Here is a 25006-nt window from a genome sequence, read left to right on the forward strand (position 1 = left end):
GTAAGCCAGTCAACAACAATGACAATCCAGTCATTTATGCTGAGTCGCTCATTTATTGCTAGACTACTGGATTAGTATTTTAAAGCAGCAATTCGTATGGTCAAAACAATTTTGCCGCCCGAGGTCAAACCGGGCCAATCCATTCCTTTATTGCAGGCATTGCACATCCTGACGCGCGACGGCAAGCTTAACCAGGATAGCCGCCGTAAACTCAAGCAGGTGTATCACCTGGTTAATTTTATCGAGCCGCTGATGCAGTCAGTCATGACAGCACAGCCAAATCCAGTGTTGGTTGATCATGGTGCCGGTAAGTCCTATCTTGGCTTTATCCTCTACGATTTATTACTGAAGCAGCATGCTGGCGGCCAGGTAATCGGTATTGAAAACCGCGTTGAGCTCATAGAAAAGTCCCGCCAGTTAGCCAGCGAATGTGGCTTTGAACGCATGCAGTTTGAGCCATTGACTGTGGCGGATGCCATGAGCTCGGAAAAATTGCCGGCAAAGGTGGACATTGTCACCGCACTGCATGCCTGTAATACCGCCACCGATGATGCCATACAGTTTGGCCTGCAAAAGCAGGCGCAATACATGGTGCTAGTGCCATGCTGCCAGGCAGAAGTGGCTGAAGTGATGCGTCAGCATAAAGCGGATTCCCTGGCAAAAACCTTGTTGAGTGAGCTCTGGCGGCACCCGATCCATACCCGTGAATTGGGTAGCCATGTGACCAACGTATTGCGCTGCCTGGAGCTGGAAGCACATGGCTATCAAGTGACTGTGACAGAACTGGTAGGCTGGGAGCACTCAATGAAAAACGAACTGATTATTGCCAAATTCACTGGCCAGAAAAAACGTAGCGCGCTCGAGCGTGGCCAGCAACTGCTGGAGCAACTGAATTTAACCAGCCTGGCTAGCCGATTTAATTTCCAGGGTTGATGACGTTGTTTAATATCCAGCAGTAATAACCATAAAAAAAGCCCCTGGTATCAGAGGCTAAATAGAGCCATTGGGCCCGGGGAAGAGACTTCAACAGTTTAAAAGCGTTTACCAACGCCGACACTGATTACCCATGGATTGACATCCAGTGAGTCAATCTTGGTCCAGCCACCCGCGGTTTTCAGTTTTACGTCGGTATCTATCCAGAGATATTTCACGTCCGCGTTCAACAGCCAGCCATCTTTTAAATTCACATCGAAACCAGCCTGTAATGCCGGGCCAAAGCTTGATCTTTCAATTTTAATATCCCTGCCTGCCAGCGGGCCCTGGCTAAGTTCCAGTTTACGGTCCAGCATAAAGGTGGCGTTAATCCCCGCACCTACATACGGATCAAATGTCTGATCGGGATTAAAGTGCCATTGCGCAGTTAAGGTTGGTGGCAAGGCATCGATACTACCTAGCTTTTGATTTGGCACTACTGTGCCTGGCTCTTTGCTGACACTGACATCGTGTTTGGAACCCAAGGCCAGAATCAGTTCAGTAGCAATGTTTTTGGTCCAGTAGTAGCTGATATCCAGTTCAGGGATAGTATTGCTATCAACTTTCAGCTCGGCGCCATTCGACATTGCGCCAGGGGCCACATTTCTATTCACGTACTTGCCTAAATCGCTGCTTTCATTAGGGCTAATATTGGTAGCGCGAAGACGCACCACCCAGTCGCCTTGCTCGGCCTGTGCTTGCATGGCAGGCAACAAAGCTGCCAACATTAAACTGATTGCTGTTTTTTTCATTGTGATCACTCCATTTGCTTAGGTATTGCATTGAACTTGATTGCATTGTAGGAGTGACAGGCAAAGCAGGTATTGACCCAAATCAACTAACTAGTGAGTGATTCGGGTCGATCAACAACGATTGGTTAGATTAAAAAAGAGAGGTGTTTTAAAGGTTTTGAGGAGTAAATCAGACTCAGTATTTAATAACTGCTGCGTTCTTTCCATGCCTCATCCAGCACTTTGGATTTTTGCTCGAATACGGCTTTTTTGGCTTCCAGATCGCGTTCAGTCTGCGCTTTTTCGTTCTGGTATTGTTGCAGTCTTTCCTGTTCCTTGGCAATCAGTTCCTCTTGCGATTTGATGCGCTGGTTCAAGTCATTCAGCTTGCTCATGGCATCGCCAACAGCATCACGGGCAGATGCCGCATCTTTCTGTTCCGGCAGGATGCTTCTGGCCATTACTGATTGACTAAAAACAGTCATCGCCACTGCTGCGAACATGAATGAAGCAATTAGCGAATAAGTAACAAGAGATGAAGCGAGTGGTGGTGTAGCAGCGTTTTGTTTTAAGCGCATGTATAACTCCGTGAGTATAAAAACAGACTCTTTAGAAAATTTATCTTGAACACAATTGTACTTGCGAATGCAGCATTGGCAAGCCATTGTTTTTTAGTAAGCCAGCTGGACATAAGGTTCCTGATTGTATAGCTGGTTGTAATGTTTAAGGACGACGGCCAACAAAAAACCCGCCTATCTGGCGGGTTTCTGTTAAATCAGCGTTGACTGATTATTTGTTCATAACGTACATAGTTACTTCAAAGCCAAAACGCATTTCAGTAGCAGCTGGTTTAGTCCACATGATAATCTCCTTTTGGTTGTTAAGTGCATCTGAGCGATGTACTTGTATGACTCTCACTATACGCACCTGTTTCAAAATCACCCTGAAGCGATCACTTAAAAAAGGCTCATGATTTTACGTAGTTTTAGCTTATGCATTACTCGAGCTAATCTTCAAACACTGGCAGACGCATGTAAGCGTCAGTCGTAAAAGGCTTCTCCTCAAACAGGTAAGGGTATAGATAGAGCCTTAACTGTGTATGGAACCTGGTAATGCGTTGCCGTTGTGCTAACAGGTCAGGCACATCGCTCTGTGCAATGTCTTCCAGGTTACGTTGTACCCATACTGTCGGCAAAAATCTGGCTAGCAAGCCAGTGGCTTGGTTACGTTGATTGAGTGCCTGTTCACGTGCGGAAACTTGTGATTCTAGTTTTACATCTGCCATATGTTGGAAAGCGTAATACCATTTCCAGTGAAAACGCTCTGTCACTGGCGGTGAGTCTTTCCACTGCTGATACAGTGCATAAAACGGCGTCAGCGTGTCTTCTTTGGGCAAGTCCCACGCACCATGTACCCATTGCCGGTGCTGCAAGGCAATCTGGCTGCCGTCCTGTAATGGGTAATGGTGATGCAGCCACAGCTGGGAAAGATTGGGCAATACTACGCAGAGCATGACCCAGATGCTAGCCAACAGCATGGCGTTGAAATTGGCGTTGAGCGCGCGTTTACGCAGGCTGATGGCCGCGCATAATACAGACCAGAAAAAAGTATATAAGGCAGTGATCGCCAGTATGCGTATCAACGGCGAAAATGAAAGTGTTTGCGTGGCAGCAAGTAACAATAGCGGCAACACGAATGTGAGCGCGACCAGCAGCCAGCGGGATAATACTCGGTTACCCCAAAACAATTTTGGCTCGGCCATCAAACTTCGTAAAAACAGTAGTCTTTGAGCTTGCTGCTCGCTGGCTTTTAAGTCGTGCATCAGGGCGATACATAGCAAAGGCGCAAAAAATACCAGAAGGAAAGCGTAATCAAACGTACCCAGCATCACATATTCAGGATGATGGGATTCACCATCGTAAAGCTGGCCTTGCAAGCCCAATAAACGTATGCGCTGTACATAGGGAATGACCAACCGGTTACCCAGTGCAATAAAACTCCACTCGCCAGGGCTATGGTACACATTATGGAACAGGTAATAGCCCAGTTCGCCAGCGTCCAGCGTTCCATGATGGCTATGGTGTTCGAGAAAATCCTGCTTGCGCAAAATTTCTTCCTGTTTTGCCTGGTTGATCTGTGCGTTAATGTGATTGATATTTTGCCAGCCGTTATACAGGCTAAAGCCGGTCAAAAACAGGCTTAGCAGCAGCAATATAATGATGCTGCGTTGCTTGAGCAATAAAGTCAGTTCATGTTTCATAAGCGGTGCGACACTTTAAAAAGCAAACATCCCGGGATGAATATCCAACCCAGCAACACGAGAAAGCCTGCCAGAATGCTGCTACGGCTGATGGCCATAGGTGACAAATGAACCGGAGGGCGGGGTGCTTTCTTCCAGAAATCTGCGGATACACGGGTGTTCTTATCGTCACGCTGAATGACTTTGAACGTGTGGACCTGGTTGAGGTATTGAATTAATTTGTAGCGACGATCTTCTGCTTGACGGATAAATGCCTGGTGATGCGGCAGGTCATTGCCGGCGCTGGCCATCTGTATATATTGCAACGCCAATGCAGGTGTTAACCACAACCAGTGCCGAATACTTTCATTCTGTTTAGCAAGTTGCGCATCGTGAAGCACTTGCTGTTCACGATAAACGGCAGTGGTTAAGCGTTCGCCTTCCTGCATCAATATGCCCTGATAGTTCACTGGCAGATCTTCTACACTGCTGACATGGTATTTTTTCAATACGCTTTCTTTAAAAGCGGCAAAATGCGGATCGTTGGGATTATGGCTGTCACCTATGGCCTGCAATTTAGTTTCCGCATGGTATTCAGCTTCTGTTCTTGGTTGGGTCGGGTATGAAATCTGGGCCAGATTCGCTAATCCTCGCGGGAAAATAATGCAGATACATACCCAGCACAGCAGCAAGGTCAGCAACGCACCATGTAATTGCTTGCTGAACCACGACACGGCCACGACCAGCAGGCACCATCCGGCGATATAAAGCACTTGCGAGAGCGCTAGGATAGACAACCTGAGCAAAGCCTGCTCACTCTGCCAGCTACAGGCCAGGATCAACAGGGTTTGCAAACACAATAAGAAAAACAGTGGCAAAAACAACGCCAGCCATTTTCCGCTCGCGATTGCCCAGCCAGGCGTGCCGTTGCCGCGCATAAAAGCGAGAATGCCACTGTTTTTATCGGCGGTGACCGTGGCATAGGCAATCATGATTAAAAACAGCGGCATCCACCATTGCACAATCATGGCCGGGGTAATCAATGGGAAGCGGCCAAGACTGGTGGCCTCGGTGGCCGGATTGAAATTTGCGCTATTTAACCGGTGCGCTTCAAGGTAGACCAGGTGCCCGGATTGATCGAGTATGCCCGGCTCGATCACGCTGAGCGGGTGAACTGGTTTGGCGACAAAATCACCGTAATGTGAAACGCGATGCGGATGGCGGTCAGGTTGCGATTGCCAGTCATGCTGGCTACGTGCCGTGACTTCTGCGACGGTGTTTGCATGGTCTTGCCAGTGATGATGGGCGGCAAGTGCGGCAATCGTCCATAGAGCAACTAATACCAGCAATAACAAAGCAGGAACGCGTGCATACCATAAGCGCCGCCATTCATTGATGGCGATTTTCCAGATCAATGAGTTCATACCTGTCCCTGATATAGTCTTTTGAGGCTATCCAGCGTGATTGCTGATTCGTTCAAAGCTACCGGTTGTAACTGGCCGTTGGTCAGCATCAGCAAACGATCAGAAAAGGCGATGGCAGACAGTACGTCATGCGTCACCACCAGCACGCCCATACCACGCTCTTTGCATTGCACAATGAGTTGGTTCAGCTCTTCGGTGGCCTGGGGGTCAAGCCCGGAATTGGGTTCATCCAGCAACAAGAGTTTTGCCTGTTTTGCCAGCGCGAATGCCAGCATCACCTTTTGTTTCATGCCTTTGGAGTATTCGCTACAAGGGCGATGCCAGGATTGCTCAGGCAAGCCAGCCATGGTTAGGCAGGTTGCAATATCCATGCTCTGGCTGATGGCACCCAGGCTTAAAAAGTAACGGATATTTTCAATCGCGGAGAGATGGCCGTATACCGCCGGTTGTTCGGGCACATATGCGAGATGCGACAAAGCCTGATTTCTTGCTTGTGCGATAGCAATACCGGCGATCAGGATTGAACCTGTTTGCTCGGCCGCATCTTGTAACACAAGAATGCTTTTCAGCAGGGTAGATTTACCTGCGCCATTGCTGCCTAACACTGAGACGACTTCACCAGCACGCAGGTTCAGGTCTAGCTGGTTTAAAATTTGACGCCCGGCAAAACGCAGGCTTAATTGTTGGATCGATAGTAATGCAGTCATTTGAAATCCACAGTTGCAGTTAGCATAAAGTTACGGCCGGCACCCGGGGCGAAATTCAGCTGGTTAGTCGCACCTGTGGATGAAAAGTCATACACATACTCATAATATTTATCGAAAATATTGTTAGCCAGCAAACTGACTCGCCCCCAGTTAGTTTTGTAATCCACATTCGCGTTAGTAAGCGTGTAAGCGCCATATTTGCCGCCCTGATTGCTTTCGTTGACGTAATAAGCGCCCTGGCGGTCAATGTGAAGCCGCGCAATCCAGTCAGCGTTTGGGGTAATTTGCAGGCCTAAAGAAGCCGTGTGGTCCGGGATACTGCGTATCGTGTTGCCCTGGAAGCTTGGATTAAGCGCATTCGGCTCATCAATTTTGGCATACACTTTAGAGAGATTACCCCAGAAGCTTAAGTAGTCATTTAACTTATAATCCACACTGGCATCCACGCCTTGCCTGCGCGTTGCACCCAGTAATCGGCGGGTGCCATCGATATTGATAAACTCATTTTCAGCTTTTTGCTGCCAGTATGAGAGGCGAGTGTTCAGATCGTTACTCCAGGCGCTTTTCAGGCCTAGTTCCCAGCCATCATTGATAGCAACATCGACGGGCACCCTGGTACCTGATCTGTCAAACAAATTTAAATCATTGCCTGTCGGTGTTTGAAAACTGCGCCCAGCATTGACAAACAAAGTTTGTTGCTCATTCAAGTTTGCAAAGATATTGAATTTAGGCTGAACGATGGTTTGATCATCCAGCATGTTTGTTCTGAGTGTAATATCGTTTGAAATAAATGTGTTTTTGGGATCGCTGCTAAGACGATCCACTCGATAGGCAATATTCCAGCGCAACCAGTCTAAAGGTGTATTCTCAAATTTTGCGTAGACACCCTGTGCATTAAAAACATAGGTGGCATCGCGGCGGATTTGTCCATTGCTAGGACGGTAACGAAATTCGTTTACAGCCTGATGTTCAATATCGTAGCCTGTTTCAAATGCCCACTGTGGATTGATTTTCCAGTTGAGTTTGGCAATGAGACCAGTGGAAGTTTGATCATCAAATCTATTTTCTTGAACTGAGTTAACAAAACGCACAACCCGCTCTCGGTCAAAATTCTGCCAGTAACCCTTGATGCTAACATCCACATCATTATTAAAGAAATAGTCGTAATGCAGACTTAAATGCTTGAATTCTTTCTCGCCGCTATCGTTAAGCGCATTCGGCGCTACGCCAGTTCTGTTGGAGCGAGCCTGCGCTTTTGGCATATAGCCAGGCGCTTCCGGTGAGTTGTATTTGCCGTATTTGGCACTTAAGGCAAGGGTGGATTGGTCAAAATCCAATTGCCAGCGGCCGGATAAAGCTATTTTCTCATTCTCGGTATGGTCCCGGAAACCGTTGCCTTTGCGGTAGCCCATCGCATAGTTTTGTGTGAAATCGCCTTGCTTTTCGCCATAATAGCCTTGCATTTCGCGCGTTTGAAAACTGCCATAGCCAAATTGCAATTGCTTGCCGGTGTCCTTGCGTGTTTCGACCTTATAGTTACCGGCTGTGGCAAACAAACCAGTGGTGGCATCACTGGTCCCTTTAAATACCTGGATGTTCTGGATATTGGTCGGGAACAGGTAATCCAGCTCGCTCAATCCGGAAAATAAATTGGAAGGGATACCATCGACCAGCAATTTGGCATTCGGTGTTTCGCCGTCACCGCTAAAGCCGCGGATAGAGATTTCGGTATTCACTATGCCCTGGCTGTAGCGTGAGAGAACCACACCTGGCGTTTTACTGAATAATTCCAGCGTATCGGTTACATGTTCATATTCAAGTTCATCGCGGGTGATGACATCAACAGAACCGGCCAGGCTTTTATCGGTGGCAGAGACCTGCTCTTTTTTACCGAGAACGATCACGCTATCCAGTTCAATGTTAACCGGCTCTTTGGCTTTGCTTTTTTGTCGGCTGCTGTCTTTAATTTTTTCTGGTACTTCTATTTCCTCCGCTGATACCGATACGGCAGGTAGTAATATCATTGCCAGCAGACTGACAATTGTTTTTTGATGCGGCATTTTTCTCTTCCCTGAGGATTTATTTTAGATTTATCCGGACAATCTCATCATTATAAATCCCTCAATTTAGCTTTCTCACTAAAAAACCTGACTGTCATTCACAAAAAAACATGAAGTAGACGTCGTGATACTTTTATGGGAATCCGTGTCACTTTTATGAGCATTCTTTAATTTGATAGATCACCAGATCGCATCTAATGCCAGCACCACACGTGTCGTAGTTTCTGCTATCTGGGGTGAGCGATGAATAGCGCCACCATGTTGATTGCCTTGCCACAAACTCCCTTTGAGCAATACCAATGCTTGCTCAGGCGCCTGACGTATGCCTTGAGGATGCAGGACTAGCGATTGGTTGAATATTTCATCGGTCGGGTGTGTGCTGGCAAATGCATTTCTATTGCAAAATGCTTCGTCCAGCCATTCAGTACCTGGGCCGAGATAAGTGCACAGCAGGCGGATGCCGGTGCGGTCAATATGAAACTTAGGGCACATGGCATGCTTCAGCACTTCCAGCCTGATGCCTACCGAAGGACAATCCATCAGGTCAGCATAAAGCTTAACCAGCAGGCAGATATCAGCGAGCAAATCTTGTTTGCCGATGCCTTCAGGTAGACGTAGTTGTCGGTCAAGCAGGGCAGGCATTGTTTCTTTTTGTCTTGTCGTCAGCCTGCTGCCAGCGCTGAGCTGGTTGCTGAATTGCTGCAAATAAGCAGATATTCTCGGGTTGTTAGGCCTTGTGACAATACCTACTTGTTGAGAGGGTTCAAAAATAGACAGACATTCCATCGCGTCAAAATCTATATTCATGCCGGGCAACGAAGTGGTCTGATGCGATATTTGCTTGGTGAGGCGCATGATTACACCATTTCCTCTGTCACTTGTTGCTCTATTTCATCATGCTCACCCATAGACCACCGCGGGAATGGGTCGGGGAGTCTACGCCAGGCATCCATACCCAAAGCAATCTCATGCTCGGTTAGCAGGCAGGCATCAAAACCGGCGATCAGGGCTTCTTTCTGCATATGCATGCCAATAATCACCAGTTCTTGCTGACGGTCGCCGTACGGTGCTTGCATGCGTGCGTGTATCTCCTGCAGGCTTTCCGCATCGTCCGGCCAATGCTCGCTTGGGGTCGCTGCCCACCAGATGCCCGCCAGTTCCGTACGCGTGACGGCGCCTGCCTGTGACCACATGACGCAAAACTCAGGGCGAGAGGCAATCCAGTAACGTCCTTTGGATCTGACCACGCCTGGCCACTCGGTATTCAGCCATTGCCATAACCGTTGCGGATGAAAAGGCTTGCGCGAACGGTAGACAAAGCTGGAAATGCCATATTCCTCCGTCTCAGGCACATGCTCGCCGCGTAATTCCTGCAACCAGCCCGGCGCATCGGCTGCCAGGTCAAAATCAAACAATCCGGTATTCATAACGCGGTTAAGCGGCACTTTGCCAAAACTGCTATGGAGGATGTGAGCACGAGGGTTTAAAGCTTTTAAAATACCTTCCAGTTGCGCTATTTCTTCCAGCGTCATCAGGTCAGTTTTATTCAGCAGTAGCACATCGCAAAACTCGATCTGGTCAACCAGTAAATCAACCACCGTACGCTGGTCTTCTTCACCCAGTGATTCGCCACGCTCGCTGAGCAATGTTTGAGAACTATAGTCTTTGAGGAAGTGATAACCATCCACCACGGTGACCATGGTATCCAGCTGTGCAACATCCGCCAGCGAAATGCCATCTTCATCGGCAAAGGTAAACGTCTCGGCAATCGGTAAAGGCTCTGAAATGCCGGTGGTTTCAATGAGCAGGTAATCAAAACGGTTCTCTTTCGCCAGACGTGTGATTTCCACCAGCAAATCTTCACGTAAAGTACAGCAGATGCAACCATTACTCATTTCTACCAGCTTTTCTTCCTGGCGTGATAACTCAGCACCGCCATCACGCACCAGTTGCGCGTCTATGTTCACATCCGACATATCGTTAACAATGACTGCCACCCGCTTGCCTTCGCGGTTATTGAGAATATGGTTGAGCAGGGTGGTTTTGCCAGCACCTAGAAAGCCGGAGAGTACTGTCACAGGGAGTTTTTTCATGGCGTTTTCCTTCATTGTTTCTAGTGATTGAATTGCCGTTCGCGGCGCTCATGGCGCTCTTGCGCTTCCAGACATAGTTTTGTGGTGGGCCGTGCAATCAGGCGTGCCAGGCCAATAGGCTCGCCGGTTTCTTCGCAATAACCATACTGGCGGGTGGCTATCCGCAACAAGGCAGACTGTATCGTTTTGATATGTTTGCGCTCCCGTTCCCGCGCGCGTAGTTCCAGGCCGTGTGTTTCTTCCTGGGTGGCCCTGTCGGCCGGGTCCGGTGTTTCCTGCTGCTCGTGCAAATGCACGCTGGTGAGTTGCATATTGGCTTGCAAGGTTTCTAGTTCCGTGAGCAACAGTGTTTTAAAGAATGCGAGTTGTCCGGCATTCATATAGGCAGTTTCAGGCATGGAAAGTAATTCAGCAGGAGTCAACATCATTACGCAACTTGGTTGCAATGCAATTTTGTTGCATTTTAAGTTGATATGGAATTAATTGCAACTATGTTGCAATTTAAGTATTAACTCTAACGTGTTTAGTATCTAGAGGTTTAAATGTGGAAGCGTGAAACAGTCAGGATTGCTGGCAATCCAGGCAAAGCCCTTTCAGGCTGATTTCGATATTGGATACACAGTAAGTATCAAATAATGATTGCGGAATGTGCGCCGCCAGCTCGTGTATGCACAATACAGTCCCGCATTGCTGGCAGTGCAAATGTGCGTGACCGTGGTTATTTAGTAGGCCTAGATGGGCTGTGTCTGCACTGCGGTAGTTGCGTTTAGGCGCGTTCAGCTGGAATTTCCAGGCGCGGTCATCGCTGGAAATTTTATGAATCAAGCTATTTTCCAGCAACCAATCAAGCACTCTGTATACCGTCACGCGGTCTATCTCTACGCCTTGCAAAGCCGCCAGAATATCCGGGTGACTAAGTGCGTTGGTGGATGTTAACAGGGTATTCAATACAGCAACCCTCGCTTTAGTCGGGCGCAAGCCAGCATCGGTGATTAATTGTTCAGCAGTCAGCATTTTTCAATTATGAGCTACAGGATAACATCGAGCAACCGGCTTTTTGCCTGGCCCAGTCCGGGCGTTTTTGTGCGAATGCAGACATGCCAGGCTGCTCGGTGTATGGGTTACGCAATACTTCAAGCAAGGTCAGCAGCCGTGAATTATCGCCCTGGGTGGCGAGGTCAATCGCCTCCTGAGCAAGGTAGTTACGCAACACATAAATCGGGTTATTTTCTGACATGCGTTGCAGCCGTTTTTCTGGCGAAAGTGTTGATTGCTGCAAACGCTGGCTATAGCGATGCAACCAGCTTTGGATATCTTCCCCAAATTGTTTCAAGCCTTGTTCCGTGTAGAAAGCTTCCGCAAGCACGGCGACTTGCGGTTGGTTGATGTCCAGCTGCTTGAGCTGGGTAAAAAATAAAGTCTGGTCAACTTCTGCGCGCTGCATCAGCTCAAAGATGTCGTTGATCAACTCGCCATCGCCGTTTTGCCAGGTATCCAGGCCAAATTTGCCAGCCAGCGATGTCGTCAGTGCATCAAAATACACCGTGTCAAAATGATTGAGTCCATTTGATAGACCATTGTTTTCGGGCAGCACAGTTGCTAGTGCGTCTGCTAACCTCTCAAGATTCCAGCGCGCGATATCCGGTTGGCGACCAAAACAGTAGCGACGACCTTGTGCGTCAGTAGTATTCGGTGTCCATCCCGGGTCAAAATTATCTACCCAGCCATATGGGCCATAATCAATGGTCAGGCCGAGAATAGACATGTTGTCGGTGTTCATGACGCCATGCACAAAGCCAACCCGCATCCAGTGCGCGACCATGATCGCTGTGCGGGCGCATATTTCGCTGAACCACGCTTCAATCATCCCTGGGCCTGGATTATCTACATCCAGTAGCAAACCTGTGCTGGGCCACCAATCGGCATAATCCCTGTCTATCGTAAACCCGATAAAATGCTTGAGTAACGGCAACTCATTGCGGCTGGCAAGTATTTCAAAGTGGCCGAAACGGATAAATGAAGGCGCTACCCGGCAAACAATCGCACCTGGCTCGAACTCAGGGTTACCGTCATAAAACATATCCCGCACCACGGAATCGCCAGTCGTGACCAGGCTCAAGGCGCGAGTGGTGGGGATGCCCAGGTGATGCATGGCTTCGGAGCATAAAAATTCACGCAGGCTGGAGCGCAATACAGCGCGGCCATCAGCGCGGCGAGAGTAAGGCGTTTCGCCTGCACCTTTGAGTTGCAGCTCAAAACGATTTTGCTGATGAACTAACTCACCCAGATAGATAGCACGTCCATCTCCCAGTTGCCCGGCCCAGTTGCCAAACTGATGGCCACCGTATCGCGTCGCATAGGTAAACATGCCTTGCAAGGCACCGTTGCCGCCTAGCGTTTGTACCATCTCCGGATCATGCATATCAGCTTCGCTCAGGCCCAGCATGGCAGCTACCTCCGGACTGTAAGCAAGTAATTTGGGTTGCTTGACCGGCGTCGGTTGCACGGCTGACCACAGGCAATCGCTTACCTGGCGGGTGTAGTTATCGGTAATGCGGTCACCGGGTAGTTCACGAATAAAACGGTTATCAAATATCAGCGGTTTCATATGCTCTATTGTAGAGGGTATCCCTTTATGACGACTATGTTAATTAACACCTGGCTTAATTTAGTCACCGCAACCGGCTAAAGTTCAATCTCTGCCAAAAAGTACATGCTTCTCGGGTAAAATAGCGTTTTGAATTCAATCGTGTGTCATCCACACCTCAAATCTCCCGCAATGAATGTTTTTTACGAAGAAGACGGTGGCTTCAAAGTCGCTTCCATCATGACTGAAGCTGACAGCAGCATGCAAGTCGAGGCCAGCACTGGCAAACGCAGCAAGATCAAAACCGCCAATGTGTTAATGCGCTTTGAGGGCAGCCTTTCCGGTTTTCTTGAGGCCGCACAAACTGAAGCAGAAACCCTGGATACTGATTTTTTATGGGAATGCAGCGGTGAATCAGAATTCGGTTTTGAGTCACTGGCGCAAGAATACTATGGCGGCAAACCCAGCCGCCAGCAAGCAGCGGCGATTGCGATCAAACTGCACAGTGCACCCATGTATTTTTATCGCAAGGGTAAAGGGCAGTATAAAGCCGCGCCGGAAGAAACCTTGAAAGCTGCCATGGCTGGCGTCGAGAAAAAACGCCAGCAAGCCGAGCTGATGGCGTTGATGACCGCGCAGCTGACTTCCGGACAGTTACCTGAAAGCTTCTCTGCCAAGCTCGACCAGCTGTTGTATGCTCCGGATAAAAACGCCATGGAATGGAAAGCGCTGGAGCAGGCGGCCACCGAGCTCAAAAAGTTACCGGTGCAGGTGCTGTACGATGCTGGGGCGATCCCGTCTATCCACGATTATCACCTCGGCGCTTTTTTGCGTGAGTATTTTGCCAATGGCACTGCGTTCCCTGAGTTCTCATTGGGTGCTTTGCCTGCGGATCTGCTAATATCAACAGTGCAGGCATTCAGTATCGATGACAGCACGACTACCGAGATTGATGATGCTTTATCCGTGACAACCTTGCCAAACGGCAATACGCAAGTAGGTATTCATATTGCCGCGCCAGCATTGGGGGTGACGCCGCGTGAGTCACTAGATCACGAAGTCATGAAGCGTTTGTCTACCGTGTATATGCCTGGTCATAAAATCACCATGCTGCCCGAAACCGCCATCCGCCCGTTCAGCCTCGATGCCGGCGAAACCAAGCCTGCCTTGTCGCTGTATCTAGAAGTTGCCGCTGATTTCAGCGTTGTCCAACGGCATAGCCGCCTGGAACGCGTGCAGATCGCGCACAACTTGCGCCATGACACTTTAGAGCCTTATTTTAACGAGAATACTCTGGAGACCGATAGCGGCCACCCGTTGTGGCAGCCGCTGGTGTTCCTGTTCCACTTTGCTGAAAGCCTGGAAAAAGCGCGTGGCAAATACGACCCGACCAGGCCGCAACCGGTAGATTACAATTTCTACGTTACCGATGGGATCGTCAGCATCATCAACCGCCAGCGCGGTTCGCCTATGGATAAACTGGTGGCTGAATTAATGATTGCCGCGAATAGCCAGTGGGGTTTATTGCTGGCTGAGCATAATGTGCCGGGGATTTACCGTGCACAGAATGGCGGCAAAGTGTATATGACAACCAAGGCCGAGGGTCACCAGGGGTTAGGTGTGGCGCAATATGCCTGGTGTACTTCTCCGCTGCGACGTGCGGTTGATTTAATCAATCAACGCCAGATTATCAGCGTATTGACGATGCAGGAACCAGTCTACGCCGTCAATGGCGATGAAATCGTCGGTCATATGCGCAATTTTGACCAGACTTACAATGCCTATAACGAATTCCAGACCCGTATGGAGCGTTACTGGTGCCTGCAATACCTGGTACAGGAAAACATCCAGGAAGTGGAAGCCACCGTCTGGCGCGAGAACCTGGTCCGCCTCAGCGGCTTGCCTTACATGACCAAAGTCTATGGCATGCCGGTATTAAAGCCTGGCAGCAAAGTGCAATTGTCAGTGCAAAAAATAGATACTTTGCTGATGGAACTTGAGTCCAAGTTCTTGCGCGTGATTGAAGAAACGGTCGCTGACAACACTGAAATAGCCTCAGTCCCCGAAACAGGCGACGCGCCTGCAGATGCGGCGGAAAACGCATAATGTTTAAATTTAACCGCAAAATTCATAAAGCGATTTCTGATCTCGAAATGGTCGAAGTCACCGAAGTCGATGGCGTGCGCTCTATGCACCTGGGTTCGCCGACGATTCAAAGCAGCATGAAGGTGAAAGACCCGTTTGCGCTGGTACTGGCGTATTCGTGGGGTATGCTGAGCAGCCTATTGTTCAAGCCGGATGTCCGCAATGCCGTACTCGTAGGGCTGGGCGGCGGATCGATTGCCAAATATGTCTGGCAAGCCTGCCCACAGATTAAACAAACTGTCATTGAACTGAACCCGCAAGTTATCCAGGTCGCGCGCAGCCATTTTTTTGTGCCGGAGAATGATGCGCGGCTGAACATTATTGAAGGTGACGGTATTGCCTATATTCAGCAGCATCTTGGGAGTTGTGACTGGCTCATGATGGATGCGTTTGGCAGCAACGGCCTGCCGCCTGACTTTTGCACGCAGGCATTTTTTGACGATTGCGCCGAGGCATTGACGCCGGATGGCCTGTTTGCCATTAACTTATGGGGTTCAGACAAAAAGTTTGATATCTACATGCAGCGCATCGAGCAAACATTTGACCAGCGCGTGTTGATGATGCCTACCGGCAAACCGGGCAATATCATTGTGTTTGGCTTTAAGCCTGAACTGGCCATGCCGGATTTAATCACACTGCGGAAACGTGCGCAGGAAGCCATGCAAACGCATGCAATCCAGTTCCTGGATTTAATTGACCGTTTACAGGGCGCAAACCCAAATGACGGCAAAGTATTCACATTGAGCAGAGATTAGTTAAAGCCTGCAACAGCGGCTCACTGCTCAACCATTAAGTTGATATTCAACTAGAAAATCAGAGATAAAAATGCGTAACCATTATTTTGCAACCTGTCCGCGCGGTTTAGAAACCTTACTTGTTGAGGAATTGACGCTAAGCGGCGCCAATGACATCAAACCTACCGATGGCGGTGCCAGCTTTAGCGGTGACCTGGGCGTGTGTTACCAGATCAACCTGCATTCACGCGTGGCCACCCGTGTGCTCATGCAAGTCGGCAACGGACAGTACGCAACGGAAGAAGACATTTACCAAGGTGCACTTAAAGTGAATTGGCCGAACTGGTTCAATGTGAAATACAGCATGATGGTGAAAGTCACCGCGGTGCGCAGCCCGTTAAAAAGCCTGGAATTCATTACATTGCGCGTCAAGGATGCCATTTGCGATAAATTCCGCCAGGCCGTGGGTAGCCGACCCAATATTGACACACGTGAGCCGGATATCCGTGTACATGTCTATTTAACCAGTGACCGTTTTCTCCTGTATGTAGATACATCAGGCAACCCGTTATACCAGCGCGGCAACCGTAAAAATACCATTGAAGCGCCTCTGCGTGAAAACCTGGCGGCTGGTATTTTAAAGCTTTCCGGCTGGCAACCAGGCCAGGCACTGCTGGACCCGATGTGTGGTAGCGGTACCTTCCTGCAGGAAGCGGTAATGATGGCGCTGAATATTGCGCCAGGCCTGAACCGCAATTTCGGTTTTGAAAAACTCAAAAACTTTGAATCAGATACTTTCAAGAAAATCCGCAATGCGGCCGCCAAAGCCGTGAAACCTGTCAGCTTCCAGAAGATTTATGGTTCAGATATGGATCTTAGAGCCGTGCGTGTCACCAAACAAAACCTGGAAATGGCCGGCTGGAGCGAAGCGGTACAACTGAGCCATATCGAATTTACCAAACTCACTCCACCCGCCGACAGCGGCGTACTGGTGGCGAATCCACCATATGGTGTACGCATCGGTGAAGATGAAACACTGGCCGAGTTATATCCACAAATGGCTGCCACACTTAAACAGCAATTCAGTGGCTGGAATACGTACTTCCTGACCAACGATTTACGTATGCCCAAACTGATGCGCTTAAGCCCAAGCAAAAAAACACCATTGTTCAACGGCCCGCTCGAATGCCGTTTATTTGAAATCAAGATGGTGGCAGGTAGCAACCGTAAGCAGGTCTCTTAGTATTCTATATCCGCCAATATGTTAGCCATGCATGTGATGGCGCATTCAAGCATGCAATACAACGTTGAAGCGGATGCTTTGTTGAAATGTTAATCATTGTTTTATTTGAGTCACATATCTATATTTTAGTATAAATTATAGTCGTAAATATTATCGCTATATCATTTCCTGCATTTACTGTGGGAACCCAGCTTTAACCATTACATTTCACCAATACTAAGAATCAACGAAGAGGCTTTGTATGGATGCTTTATTGAGTTGGTTGGTCCCTGGCGACTTTATGCCGCATGGTCATTGCTATTTATGGACGCCCGTCCTGCTGTGGATGTATGTTGTCTCCGACACTGTCATAGCAATTTCCTACTACACGATCCCGATTGCATTGCTCTACCTGGTTAAAAAACGCGCTGATCTCGAGTTTAACTGGGTATTCGTCATGTTTTCAGTGTTCATCTTTGCCTGTGGAACGACGCATTTGATTGCGATTGCAACCATTTGGGAGCCTGCCTATTGGCTAGATGCCGCTATGAAAAGCGTGACGGCTGTGGCTTCAGGGATTACCGCAATCATGCTGTGGCGTTTGATGCCGGTTGCCTTGACGATTACCAGCACAAAACAGCTGAAAACAACCATTGCCAGGCTGGAATCTGAAGTACAGAAACGATTACTGGCAGAACAGGCGCTGGCAAAATTAAATTTGAATCTTGAACATCTGGTTAAAGAACGCACTGAAGATTTGAGCAATATCAATGTGAGTTTGCGTCAGGAGATAGAACAAAGAAAACACACGGAGCTGGAGCTGTTTAACCAGAGGCAACTGGCGATTGTCACGCTGGAATCTATCGGGGATGCGGTAATTACCACCAATATGCAGTCCGAGGTGACTTATCTTAATCCGGTGGCCGAAAAAATGACTGGCTGGAGCAAAGGAGAGGCGATGGGGCGTCCTATTCTGGAAATATTCAGGATTTTGAATGAAAGCACCCGCAAGCTGGCAGCCAACCCGGTAGATGTGGTGCTGGCACACAACAAAGTTTGCGGGCTGGCCAATCATACCTTGCTGATTGCCAAATCAGGCGCTGAATATGCCATTGAGGATTCAGCAGCGCCGATTCGCGATCAGAATGGCGCCATTTTAGGCGTGGTGCTGGTGTTTCATGATGTGAGTGATGCACGCCAGATGGCACAAAAAATGACTTATCTTGCCGAGCATGATTACCTGACCGATTTGCCGAATCGATTGTTGCTGACAGACCGTATCACGTAAGCGATTAGTGCGGCGAAAAGAAGGGATTCCAAGCTTGCGATTCTGTTTTTTGACATAGATCATTTTAAACGGGTGAATGATACCCTGGGCCATGAAGTTGGCGATCAATTGCTCAAAGTCATGAGTAAAAAGCTTCAAATGTGCATTCGAGCCTCTGACACACTCAGTCGCCAGGGCGGAGACGAGTTTGTCGTGTTATTGCCCGAATTAAATGATGACACGGTGCCTGCCGAAATCGCACAAAAAATACTTTCTGCCATTAAAGACCCGATCAACATCGCTAATCACGAGTTGTATATTACCGCCAGTATTGGTATTGCCGTTTATCCTGATGATGGCGATAGTGTGGATGTGTTAACGAGACATGCAGATGCTGCGATGTATCATGCTAAAAATTCAGGTAGAAATAATTACCAATTTTTTACCAAAGAAATGAGTGCGCGTGTTGCGGCCCAGCTCACGATGGAAAACAGTCTACAAAAAGCCATTTCAAACAATGAGTTACTGTTGTTTTATCAGCCTAAAGTCAGTATCAAAACTGGCAAGATTATTGGCGCTGAAGCGCTTATCCGTTGGTCGCACCCGGAATGGGGGCTGATGATGCCAGATCGCTTTATCAAGATTGCTGAAGAGTCTGGCTTGATCAAGGGCATTGGTCACTGGGTATTACGGGAAGCTTGTACGCAAAATAAAAAATGGCAAGATGCCGGCTTGCCCGAGATTCCGATTGCGATTAATGTTTCTGTGGTGGAATTACATCACGCTCACTTCACGCAGGAAGTCATGAAAGTGTTATTACAAACCGGTCTGCAACCCTATAATCTTGAACTCGAAGTGACTGAAAGCGTTGCGTTTCAGAGTGAGGCGACTGTGATTCATGATTTGAATAAATTAAAAGAGATGGGGGTCCGGCTATCGGTAGATGATTTTGGAACTGGATACTCCAGCCTCTCGTATCTCAAGCTGCTGCCAGTGAATACCATTAAAATTGATAAAAGCTTTATTCGTGATATACAAATTGATATCAACGATGCGGCAATTGTCACTGCCATCATCAAAATGTCCCAAAGTCTGGGGTTAACCGTCATTGCCGAGGGCGTTGAAACTCAGGCACAACTAGAGTTCTTGAAATCGCATGATTGTGATGAGATGCAAGGTTACCTGTTTAGTCGGCCTTTGCCTGCAGATGAATTTGAAGCCTTGCTTGCACAGCAATAAACCTTGCCGCCCTTTTATTTTTGAATAATTTTATTTATGACCGAACCCGAAAACCAGACTACTGATTCTTTGCTGACTTTACGTCGACGTATCAATGCATTTGTGGAGGCGCGTGACTGGGCACAGTTTCATTCCCCCAAAAATCTGGCGATGGCGATGATCGTGGAAGCGGCTGAAGTGGTAGAGCATTTCCAGTGGATGACTGAGCAGGAAAGCCACCAGCTGGATGAAGCAACCAAAGAAAAAGTTGGGCATGAGCTGGCGGATACCTTTGTTTATCTGATGCGCATCGCCGAAGTCTGCGGAATTGATTTGATTGCTGCGACTAATGCCAAAATCGATCTGAATGCCCAGAAATATCCGATAGAAAAATGTAAAGGTAGTAACGATAAATACACTAAATATCAATGATTTGAGTTAAATACTTAAACTAATTTATAATTAAGGATGCCGCCAATGACCTCCAGTTTTAAATCTGCTGTGACCAACCTGCTACAACAGCAAGGCATTCAATTCCAGGTCATTCAAATTCCTCTGAGTGAAGATAAAAAACCCATCCGCAGCCTTGAAGAATTGCTTTCTGGCCAAGGATTGCAACCGCAATCAGTGGTGCGCAGCATAGTTTTTAAAGGCGAAAACAGCGGGTTCAGTTTACTGGCGGTAGCCGGTAGTGGCCGTGCAGACTGGGCTTTATTACGCAAACACCTGAATGAGCGTAAATGCCGTATGGCAGAGTATGACGAAGTGCCAGAAGTGACTGGCTATGTAGTTGGCGCAGTACCACCGATAGCTTTGCCGGACGATTTGCGCGTGCTGGTGGACAGCAGTATTGCAGAATATGAAACTGTAGTGATAGGCAGCGGGGTACTGGGTTATGCGCTGGCATTGCGCTCAGCAGATTTGCTGAGCTTGCTGAATGATAAAGAAAGTGGCAGTTTTGTGAAGCCTGAAGCTTAAGATTCTTCTCGAACCTTACAATGTAAAGAAACAAAAAAAGCTAGCTAAGCTGACTTAACCACCCAGCATGGTCTTAATCGAACTATTCTTGGCCTTTTCAACCATTATCGCGGCTTTATCCGGCTGTTGGCTAATGGACTCGGTCCAATCGCTTTCCCCTTCAGTATCACCTTCACTGCCAAACATGCCCATTAAGCCGGTACTGTCTTCGGCATTTTCTTCTTCACTGCCAAACAGCAGCATGGTATTGCTGAGCTGAATCTGCCGCATTTGCTGTAACAGGCCTTGTGCGGTATAGATTTCTGTTGTGTTGCCCGATTGTCCTAATGTCACCTGCGCACTGGCGCCAGCTGGGTTGTCTGTTGCGGTATCGGCAGCAGTCGTGGCATCTTTCTGAGCGCTAGCCGCGGTTTTGGCTGTGCTCGCTGTTGCGCTAGCCTGTGTGGATGCAGCGGACTTCGTTGCGCTATTGTCAGCGCTATATGCTTTGTTGATCAATGCGGCCAGGTTAGTCTGGATGCTGGACAATGACATGCTGATGCCTCCCATAATATTGCAGATACAATACGCCTCATCTTGTTAACGGCATCCAACCATTAAACTTTAGAAAATTGTTCAATTCTTTGTAACGCTACTCCTTCATGGTTGATTTATGCCGTTAGGTGCGTGGTTTTTTCCGGTTTTATGGTAAGGTTTCAGCCTTGTTCAGACACATCAATTTTCCCTTCTCAAGATGACAACTGTCCGCTATTGCATCAATGGCAAACTGGTCAATGGCATCGCGCCGACCAACCGTGGCTTTGCTTATGGCGATGGTGTTTTTCGCACCATGCGTTTGTTGAATGGTGAGCTGCAAGACTGGCCTTTGCATTACCAGACCCTGGTGGCAGATTGCAGCAAAATCCAGATTGTGTGTCCTTCTGCCGAATTACTGATGCAGGAATTCAAATACTTGATGGCGTCTGCCAGTGAAGAAGATACGCAGTTCAGTATCCTCAAGATTATGATTACGCGTGGCGAGGGCGCGCGTGGCTATGCGCCACCGGCAGTGAGTGAACCCACACGGGTGCTGATACAGAGCCCGTTACCAAATTATCCGCCGGAGATTTATGCGAATGGTGTGGCGCTATATACCTGCCAGACGCGGCTGGCGCATCAGCCTTTACTGGCCGGTATCAAGCATTTAAACCGCCTGGAAAACGTCCTCGCGCGTGGCGAGCTGAAAGACCCGCAATTTTTTGACGGTTTATTGCGCGACTATGATGACCATGTCATTGAGGCGGTAAGCGGTAACCTGTTTATCCGCAAGGATGGCGTGGTGATGACGCCAGTGCTGGAGAGTTGCGGTGTGGCAGGTGTGATGCGGCAGAAAATACTGGATTGGTATAAAACGCAACGCCAGACCGTGCTGGTAAGCACATTAACCATGGACGATTTGCTCAATGCAGAAGCGATTGTCATCGTGAATAGTGTTTATGGTGTGTTGCAGGTGTCGCATATTGACGATCAGCCGGTTGCGACCAATCACTGGGCGAAAGAGCTCCGGTCACAGCTGCATTATGTAACGCATTAAAAGATTTTTATCAGGCACTACATGTTTAAGAAAAGCTTCAAATACGGGTTAGCGGTTCTGGGGTCATGCGGACTGGCGCTCACGCTCTGGCTAGTCATTTATATGATACGGCCATTGCCTATGGTTTCTGAAACCATAGGCTTGCAGATTCCCGCCGGCGCCAGTGTGCGCGGCATTGCAGACCAACTGGTGTCGGCAGGGGTGTTGAAAGAGCCTTATAGTTTCCTGGCGGTGGTCAAACTGACAGGGAGCGGCAGCCGACTTCAGGCCGGTGATTATGCTTTAAATGCGCCTTTGCAAGTGCTGGGCCTGATTGACGTACTCAAGCATGGCACATTTAATCAGCTTAAACTTCAGTTGACTGAAGGCAAGACCTTTAGCGACTTCAGGCAGAAGCTGGCGCAAATGCCTGGCATACGGCATGAGACACAACATTTATCTGATAGTGAGTTAATGGAACTGGTTAGCGGTGAAGCCAAGCCTCCTGAAGGCTGGTTTTTTCCGGACACCTATTTTATTGACAAGCAAAGCAGTGATACGGAAATGTATAAGCGTGCTTACCAGAAAATGACGCAGTATTTATCTGCTGCGTGGGAGACACGTCAATCCGGCTTGCCTTATAAAACGCCATACGAAGCACTGATCATGGCCTCCATCGTTGAGAAAGAAACTGGCGTTGAAGTGGAGCGTCCGCAAATCGCCGGTGTGTTTGTCAATCGTTTGCGGCTGGGCATGCGTTTGCAGACTGACCCGACCGTGATTTATGGCATGGGCAGCCGGTATCGTGGCAATATCACGCGACGGGATTTACTGACGGATACCGCTTTCAATACTTATACGCGCAGTGGCTTACCGCCAACGCCAATTGCTTTGCCAGGCCTGGCGTCTATTCAAGCGGCATTACATCCCGCCAATACCAAGGCGTTGTATTTCGTGGCAAACGGGCAGGGCAGGCATGTATTTACCAGTACGCTGGAAGACCATAACAAGGCCGTGCGCGCCTATCAATTAAAGAAACACTAATGACAACAGCATGAGTTGGGAAATAAAGTAATGGCAGGTTTGTTTATTACACTTGAAGGCATGGATGGCGCGGGTAAAAGTACGCATATTCCCACCATACTGGCATTGCTGGCAAAGTCTGGCCGTGAAGTGGTTTCTACCCGCGAGCCCGGCGGCACCCCGTTGGGTGAAGAGTTGCGTGAACTGCTCTTGCATAAAGAGATGCATGTGGAAACCGAATCATTACTGATGTTCGCTGCCCGTGCGGAACATCTGCAGCAGGTAATCCTTCCGGCATTGGCACGCGGCGCGATTGTTTTGTCTGACCGGTTTACCGATGCTTCCTATGCTTATCAATGTGGCGCACGCGGATTGCCTTTAGCTAAAATGCAGTCTCTTGAAAAATGGGTGCAGGGTGACTTGCAGCCAGATATCACCTTGCTGTTCGATGTGCCGGTAGAGGTTAGTATGCAGCGCCTGGCTGGGGCACGCACACCTGATAAATTTGAAGCGCAGGGGATTGAATTTTTTGCCAAATTACGCGCCCAATATCTTGCGCGTGCGACTGAATATCCACAACGTTTCCGCGTGATTGATGCCAACAGGTCTTTGGAAGAAGTAAAGAAATCAGTTGAAGAAATTATCATATCATTATGATTAATAATGTATATCCATGGCAAGAATCGCTGTATACACATTGGGTGCATGCAGGCGAGAGCCGCCACCATGCCTTGCTGTTTCATGGCAAGGCCGGGATAGGCAAACTGGCATTTGCAAATACACTGGCAGCAGGACTGTTATGCTCGCAACCACAGCAAAACGGGATTGCCTGCGGTCAATGTCAGTCATGTCACTGGCTATCAGAGGGGGCGCATCCTGATTTCAGGGAAATCACGCCGGAAGATGACGAAGTCGCAGATAGCGCAAAAAAGAAAACCCGTAAACGCCAGCAGATCCTGATTGACCAGATTCGTGCATTGAATGATTACCTGGCCCTGACCAGCCACCAGGCAGGAGGCATACGTGTGGTACTCATTCACCCCCTGGAAGCAATGAATGTTGCGGCTTCCAACGCATTGTTGAAATTACTGGAAGAACCTCCGCAGCGTACGCAATTCCTGCTGGTTTCGCATCAGCGCCAGGCCTTATTACCCACCATTTTAAGTCGTTGCATGCAGGTGGATATGCCGGTGCCAACGCATGAGCAGGGCTTGCAATGGTTGCAGTTACAATCGGTCGCGCAGGCCGAATGGCTCTGGCACTATAGTGGTGGTGCACCGACGACTATTCAGCAGGATGACCTGGATTGGTATGGCTGGTACCAGCAGTGGAGCCCGCACCTTTCGCGTGGTGCTGCCATGGATAGTGCGCTGGCAGGTGGTATATTGATCAAACAAGGGATGAGCGCAGCCATTCAGGTGCTGCAAAAATGGCTGCTGGATTTATGGCTGTCGCGGCATCAACTGCCCTTACGCTACCATCCGGCCGAGTCAGCTACTTTACAAACACTTGCATCGAAACTTGAGTTAGCACGCCTGCTGGCATTTCAACAGCAGTTAAATCGTTTTAAAATGACCGCACAGCACCCGTTAAACCAGGAATTGCAATTGGAGCAATTATTGCTCCAATACAAGAAGATGTTTGGCTAATAGATTAGCCCAGGAGTCCATGCATGACTGACACCCAACCACCATCGACGATGAGCCCTGCCAAGCCAGGCGTGCTGTCACTGGCTATCCGTGAAAAAGCTGCCTTGTTTGCTGCTTACATGCCTTTTGTCAAAGGTGGCGGACTATTTATCCCAACCAGCAAACCCTTCAAAATGGGCGAGGAAGTATTCATGCTACTGACCTTGCTGGATGACCCGCACAAGCTGAAGATTGTCGGTAAAGTGATCTGGATCACGCCACAGGCAGTGAATAATAAACCGCAGGGCATAGGCATCCAGTTCAGTGACCGCGATGGCGGCGTAGAGGCCAAGAAACGCATTGAAACCATACTCGGCGCAGCGCTTAAATCCAGTCGCGCAACCCATACTATCTAGCAGGTTTTTG

General features: G+C 48.6%; 26 protein-coding genes. 13 read left to right on the forward strand and 13 right to left on the reverse strand.

Annotated elements, in window-relative coordinates; genetic code table 11:
- Positions 1-96 precede the first annotated feature (96 nt).
- A complete protein-coding gene (locus ASG34_RS12695; protein ID WP_055831103.1) occupies positions 97-933 on the forward strand; it encodes a class I SAM-dependent methyltransferase in 837 nt (278 codons plus the stop codon).
- 98 nt (positions 934-1031) lie between these two features.
- Here ASG34_RS12695 and ASG34_RS12700 read toward each other — a convergent pair whose 3' ends face one another.
- From ASG34_RS12700 to ASG34_RS12750, 12 genes are all read right to left on the reverse strand, one after another.
- Entirely contained in the window at positions 1032-1724 is a 693-nt protein-coding gene (locus ASG34_RS12700) for an OmpW/AlkL family protein (RefSeq protein WP_055831105.1), read from the reverse strand.
- A 182-nt stretch (positions 1725-1906) separates the two neighbouring features.
- On the reverse strand, positions 1907-2281 hold the full coding sequence (locus ASG34_RS12705; protein ID WP_235559802.1) for a hypothetical protein: 375 nt from the start codon (positions 2279-2281) through the stop codon (positions 1907-1909).
- 211 nt (positions 2282-2492) lie between these two features.
- Entirely contained in the window at positions 2493-2564 is a 72-nt protein-coding gene (pqqA, locus tag ASG34_RS14235) for a pyrroloquinoline quinone precursor peptide PqqA (protein ID WP_081624291.1), read from the reverse strand.
- A 145-nt stretch (positions 2565-2709) separates the two neighbouring features.
- Positions 2710-3963: a DUF3526 domain-containing protein gene (locus tag ASG34_RS12710; protein WP_055831109.1), complete on the reverse strand. Its 1254-nt coding sequence runs from the start codon at positions 3961-3963 to the stop codon at positions 2710-2712.
- Positions 3960-5366: a DUF3526 domain-containing protein gene (locus tag ASG34_RS12715; RefSeq protein WP_055831111.1), complete on the reverse strand. Its 1407-nt coding sequence runs from the start codon at positions 5364-5366 to the stop codon at positions 3960-3962. Before ASG34_RS12715 ends, ASG34_RS12710 begins: the two co-directional genes overlap by 4 nt.
- A complete protein-coding gene (locus ASG34_RS12720; protein ID WP_055831113.1) occupies positions 5363-6073 on the reverse strand; it encodes an ATP-binding cassette domain-containing protein in 711 nt (236 codons plus the stop codon). Before ASG34_RS12720 ends, ASG34_RS12715 begins: the two co-directional genes overlap by 4 nt.
- Positions 6070-8133 (reverse strand): TonB-dependent receptor, encoded by a 2064-nt coding sequence (locus ASG34_RS12725; protein ID WP_055831114.1) that lies wholly within the window; start codon positions 8131-8133, stop codon positions 6070-6072. The genes ASG34_RS12720 and ASG34_RS12725 overlap by 4 nt, the downstream gene beginning before the upstream one ends.
- A gap of 180 nt (positions 8134-8313) precedes the next feature.
- A complete protein-coding gene (locus ASG34_RS12730; RefSeq protein ID WP_055831116.1) occupies positions 8314-8988 on the reverse strand; it encodes a DUF1826 domain-containing protein in 675 nt (224 codons plus the stop codon).
- A 2-nt stretch (positions 8989-8990) separates the two neighbouring features.
- A complete protein-coding gene (zigA, locus tag ASG34_RS12735; RefSeq protein WP_055831118.1) occupies positions 8991-10226 on the reverse strand; it encodes a zinc metallochaperone GTPase ZigA in 1236 nt (411 codons plus the stop codon).
- Positions 10227-10246: 20 nt separating this feature from the next.
- Positions 10247-10651 (reverse strand): RNA polymerase-binding protein DksA, encoded by a 405-nt coding sequence (dksA, locus tag ASG34_RS12740; protein ID WP_055831456.1) that lies wholly within the window; start codon positions 10649-10651, stop codon positions 10247-10249.
- 136 nt (positions 10652-10787) lie between these two features.
- On the reverse strand, positions 10788-11240 hold the full coding sequence (locus ASG34_RS12745; RefSeq protein WP_055831120.1) for a Fur family transcriptional regulator: 453 nt from the start codon (positions 11238-11240) through the stop codon (positions 10788-10790).
- Between the two features lie 7 nt (positions 11241-11247).
- Positions 11248-12834: a protein adenylyltransferase SelO gene (locus ASG34_RS12750; RefSeq protein WP_055831122.1), complete on the reverse strand. Its 1587-nt coding sequence runs from the start codon at positions 12832-12834 to the stop codon at positions 11248-11250.
- Between the two features lie 171 nt (positions 12835-13005).
- Here ASG34_RS12750 and ASG34_RS12755 point away from each other — a divergent pair, with 171 nt between their 5' ends.
- The 7 genes from ASG34_RS12755 to ASG34_RS12780 all read left to right on the forward strand — a co-directional run bounded on the left by ASG34_RS12755 (position 13006) and on the right by ASG34_RS12780 (position 20377).
- Positions 13006-14919: a ribonuclease catalytic domain-containing protein gene (locus tag ASG34_RS12755; protein WP_055831124.1), complete on the forward strand. Its 1914-nt coding sequence runs from the start codon at positions 13006-13008 to the stop codon at positions 14917-14919.
- Positions 14919-15713: a polyamine aminopropyltransferase gene (locus ASG34_RS12760; RefSeq protein WP_055831126.1), complete on the forward strand. Its 795-nt coding sequence runs from the start codon at positions 14919-14921 to the stop codon at positions 15711-15713. The genes ASG34_RS12755 and ASG34_RS12760 overlap by 1 nt, the downstream gene beginning before the upstream one ends.
- 70 nt (positions 15714-15783) lie before the next feature.
- The gene (locus tag ASG34_RS12765; RefSeq protein ID WP_055831128.1) at positions 15784-16935 is read left to right on the forward strand and encodes a THUMP domain-containing class I SAM-dependent RNA methyltransferase; all 1152 of its coding nucleotides are present in this window, start codon (positions 15784-15786) and stop codon (positions 16933-16935) included.
- A 253-nt stretch (positions 16936-17188) separates the two neighbouring features.
- On the forward strand, positions 17189-18202 hold the full coding sequence (locus tag ASG34_RS14195) for a PAS domain S-box protein (protein ID WP_235559803.1): 1014 nt from the start codon (positions 17189-17191) through the stop codon (positions 18200-18202).
- Between the two features lie 3 nt (positions 18203-18205).
- Positions 18206-19420, forward strand: coding sequence for a putative bifunctional diguanylate cyclase/phosphodiesterase (locus ASG34_RS14200; protein ID WP_255352321.1), 1215 nt, complete (start codon positions 18206-18208; stop codon positions 19418-19420).
- A gap of 36 nt (positions 19421-19456) precedes the next feature.
- Positions 19457-19831 carry a nucleotide pyrophosphohydrolase gene (locus ASG34_RS12775; RefSeq protein ID WP_055831130.1) on the forward strand — a complete coding sequence of 125 codons (375 nt, stop codon included), beginning with the start codon at positions 19457-19459 and terminating at the stop codon, positions 19829-19831.
- Between the two features lie 45 nt (positions 19832-19876).
- Positions 19877-20377, forward strand: a complete 501-nt coding sequence (locus ASG34_RS12780) for an aminoacyl-tRNA deacylase (RefSeq protein WP_055831132.1) — start codon at positions 19877-19879, stop codon at positions 20375-20377.
- 54 nt (positions 20378-20431) lie between these two features.
- On the opposite strand, the gene ASG34_RS12785 is transcribed toward ASG34_RS12780, so the two are convergent.
- The gene (locus tag ASG34_RS12785) at positions 20432-20911 is read right to left on the reverse strand and encodes a hypothetical protein (protein WP_156376488.1); all 480 of its coding nucleotides are present in this window, start codon (positions 20909-20911) and stop codon (positions 20432-20434) included.
- Between the two features lie 199 nt (positions 20912-21110).
- On the opposite strand from ASG34_RS12785, the gene pabC reads away from it, so the two are divergent.
- The 5 genes from pabC to ASG34_RS12810 are packed head-to-tail and all read left to right on the forward strand — an operon-like array spanning position 21111 to position 24996.
- The gene (gene pabC / locus ASG34_RS12790; RefSeq protein ID WP_055831141.1) at positions 21111-21950 is read left to right on the forward strand and encodes an aminodeoxychorismate lyase; all 840 of its coding nucleotides are present in this window, start codon (positions 21111-21113) and stop codon (positions 21948-21950) included.
- A 21-nt stretch (positions 21951-21971) separates the two neighbouring features.
- A complete protein-coding gene (gene mltG / locus ASG34_RS12795; protein WP_055831142.1) occupies positions 21972-22973 on the forward strand; it encodes an endolytic transglycosylase MltG in 1002 nt (333 codons plus the stop codon).
- A gap of 30 nt (positions 22974-23003) precedes the next feature.
- A complete protein-coding gene (tmk, locus tag ASG34_RS12800) occupies positions 23004-23609 on the forward strand; it encodes a dTMP kinase (RefSeq protein WP_055831143.1) in 606 nt (201 codons plus the stop codon).
- The gene (holB, locus tag ASG34_RS12805; protein ID WP_055831144.1) at positions 23606-24601 is read left to right on the forward strand and encodes a DNA polymerase III subunit delta'; all 996 of its coding nucleotides are present in this window, start codon (positions 23606-23608) and stop codon (positions 24599-24601) included. Before tmk ends, holB begins: the two co-directional genes overlap by 4 nt.
- Before the next feature lie 23 nt (positions 24602-24624).
- The gene (locus ASG34_RS12810) at positions 24625-24996 is read left to right on the forward strand and encodes a PilZ domain-containing protein (RefSeq protein WP_055831146.1); all 372 of its coding nucleotides are present in this window, start codon (positions 24625-24627) and stop codon (positions 24994-24996) included.
- The last annotated feature ends 10 nt before the right edge of the window (positions 24997-25006 follow it).

It is taken from the genome of Methylophilus sp. Leaf416 (genome assembly GCF_001424665.1).
In the GTDB taxonomy this organism is placed as follows: Bacteria; Pseudomonadota; Gammaproteobacteria; order Burkholderiales; family Methylophilaceae; genus Methylophilus.

Coding starts and splice junctions, on each gene's coding strand:
- ASG34_RS12695 (WP_055831103.1), top strand. CDS start 97: ATGGTCAAAACAATTTTGCCGCCCGAGGTCAAACCGGGCCAATCCATT.
- ASG34_RS12700 (WP_055831105.1), bottom strand. CDS start 1,724: ATGAAAAAAACAGCAATCAGTTTAATGTTGGCAGCTTTGTTGCCTGCC.
- ASG34_RS12705 (WP_235559802.1), bottom strand. CDS start 2,281: ATGCGCTTAAAACAAAACGCTGCTACACCACCACTCGCTTCATCTCTT.
- ASG34_RS12710 (WP_055831109.1), bottom strand. CDS start 3,963: ATGAAACATGAACTGACTTTATTGCTCAAGCAACGCAGCATCATTATA.
- ASG34_RS12715 (WP_055831111.1), bottom strand. CDS start 5,366: ATGAACTCATTGATCTGGAAAATCGCCATCAATGAATGGCGGCGCTTA.
- ASG34_RS12720 (WP_055831113.1), bottom strand. CDS start 6,073: ATGACTGCATTACTATCGATCCAACAATTAAGCCTGCGTTTTGCCGGG.
- ASG34_RS12725 (WP_055831114.1), bottom strand. CDS start 8,133: ATGCCGCATCAAAAAACAATTGTCAGTCTGCTGGCAATGATATTACTA.
- ASG34_RS12730 (WP_055831116.1), bottom strand. CDS start 8,988: ATGCGCCTCACCAAGCAAATATCGCATCAGACCACTTCGTTGCCCGGC.
- zigA (WP_055831118.1), bottom strand. CDS start 10,226: ATGAAAAAACTCCCTGTGACAGTACTCTCCGGCTTTCTAGGTGCTGGC.
- dksA (WP_055831456.1), bottom strand. CDS start 10,651: ATGTTGACTCCTGCTGAATTACTTTCCATGCCTGAAACTGCCTATATG.
- ASG34_RS12745 (WP_055831120.1), bottom strand. CDS start 11,240: ATGCTGACTGCTGAACAATTAATCACCGATGCTGGCTTGCGCCCGACT.
- ASG34_RS12750 (WP_055831122.1), bottom strand. CDS start 12,834: ATGAAACCGCTGATATTTGATAACCGTTTTATTCGTGAACTACCCGGT.
- ASG34_RS12755 (WP_055831124.1), top strand. CDS start 13,006: ATGAATGTTTTTTACGAAGAAGACGGTGGCTTCAAAGTCGCTTCCATC.
- ASG34_RS12760 (WP_055831126.1), top strand. CDS start 14,919: ATGTTTAAATTTAACCGCAAAATTCATAAAGCGATTTCTGATCTCGAA.
- ASG34_RS12765 (WP_055831128.1), top strand. CDS start 15,784: ATGCGTAACCATTATTTTGCAACCTGTCCGCGCGGTTTAGAAACCTTA.
- ASG34_RS12775 (WP_055831130.1), top strand. CDS start 19,457: ATGACCGAACCCGAAAACCAGACTACTGATTCTTTGCTGACTTTACGT.
- ASG34_RS12780 (WP_055831132.1), top strand. CDS start 19,877: ATGACCTCCAGTTTTAAATCTGCTGTGACCAACCTGCTACAACAGCAA.
- ASG34_RS12785 (WP_156376488.1), bottom strand. CDS start 20,911: ATGTCATTGTCCAGCATCCAGACTAACCTGGCCGCATTGATCAACAAA.
- pabC (WP_055831141.1), top strand. CDS start 21,111: ATGACAACTGTCCGCTATTGCATCAATGGCAAACTGGTCAATGGCATC.
- mltG (WP_055831142.1), top strand. CDS start 21,972: ATGTTTAAGAAAAGCTTCAAATACGGGTTAGCGGTTCTGGGGTCATGC.
- tmk (WP_055831143.1), top strand. CDS start 23,004: ATGGCAGGTTTGTTTATTACACTTGAAGGCATGGATGGCGCGGGTAAA.
- holB (WP_055831144.1), top strand. CDS start 23,606: ATGATTAATAATGTATATCCATGGCAAGAATCGCTGTATACACATTGG.
- ASG34_RS12810 (WP_055831146.1), top strand. CDS start 24,625: ATGACTGACACCCAACCACCATCGACGATGAGCCCTGCCAAGCCAGGC.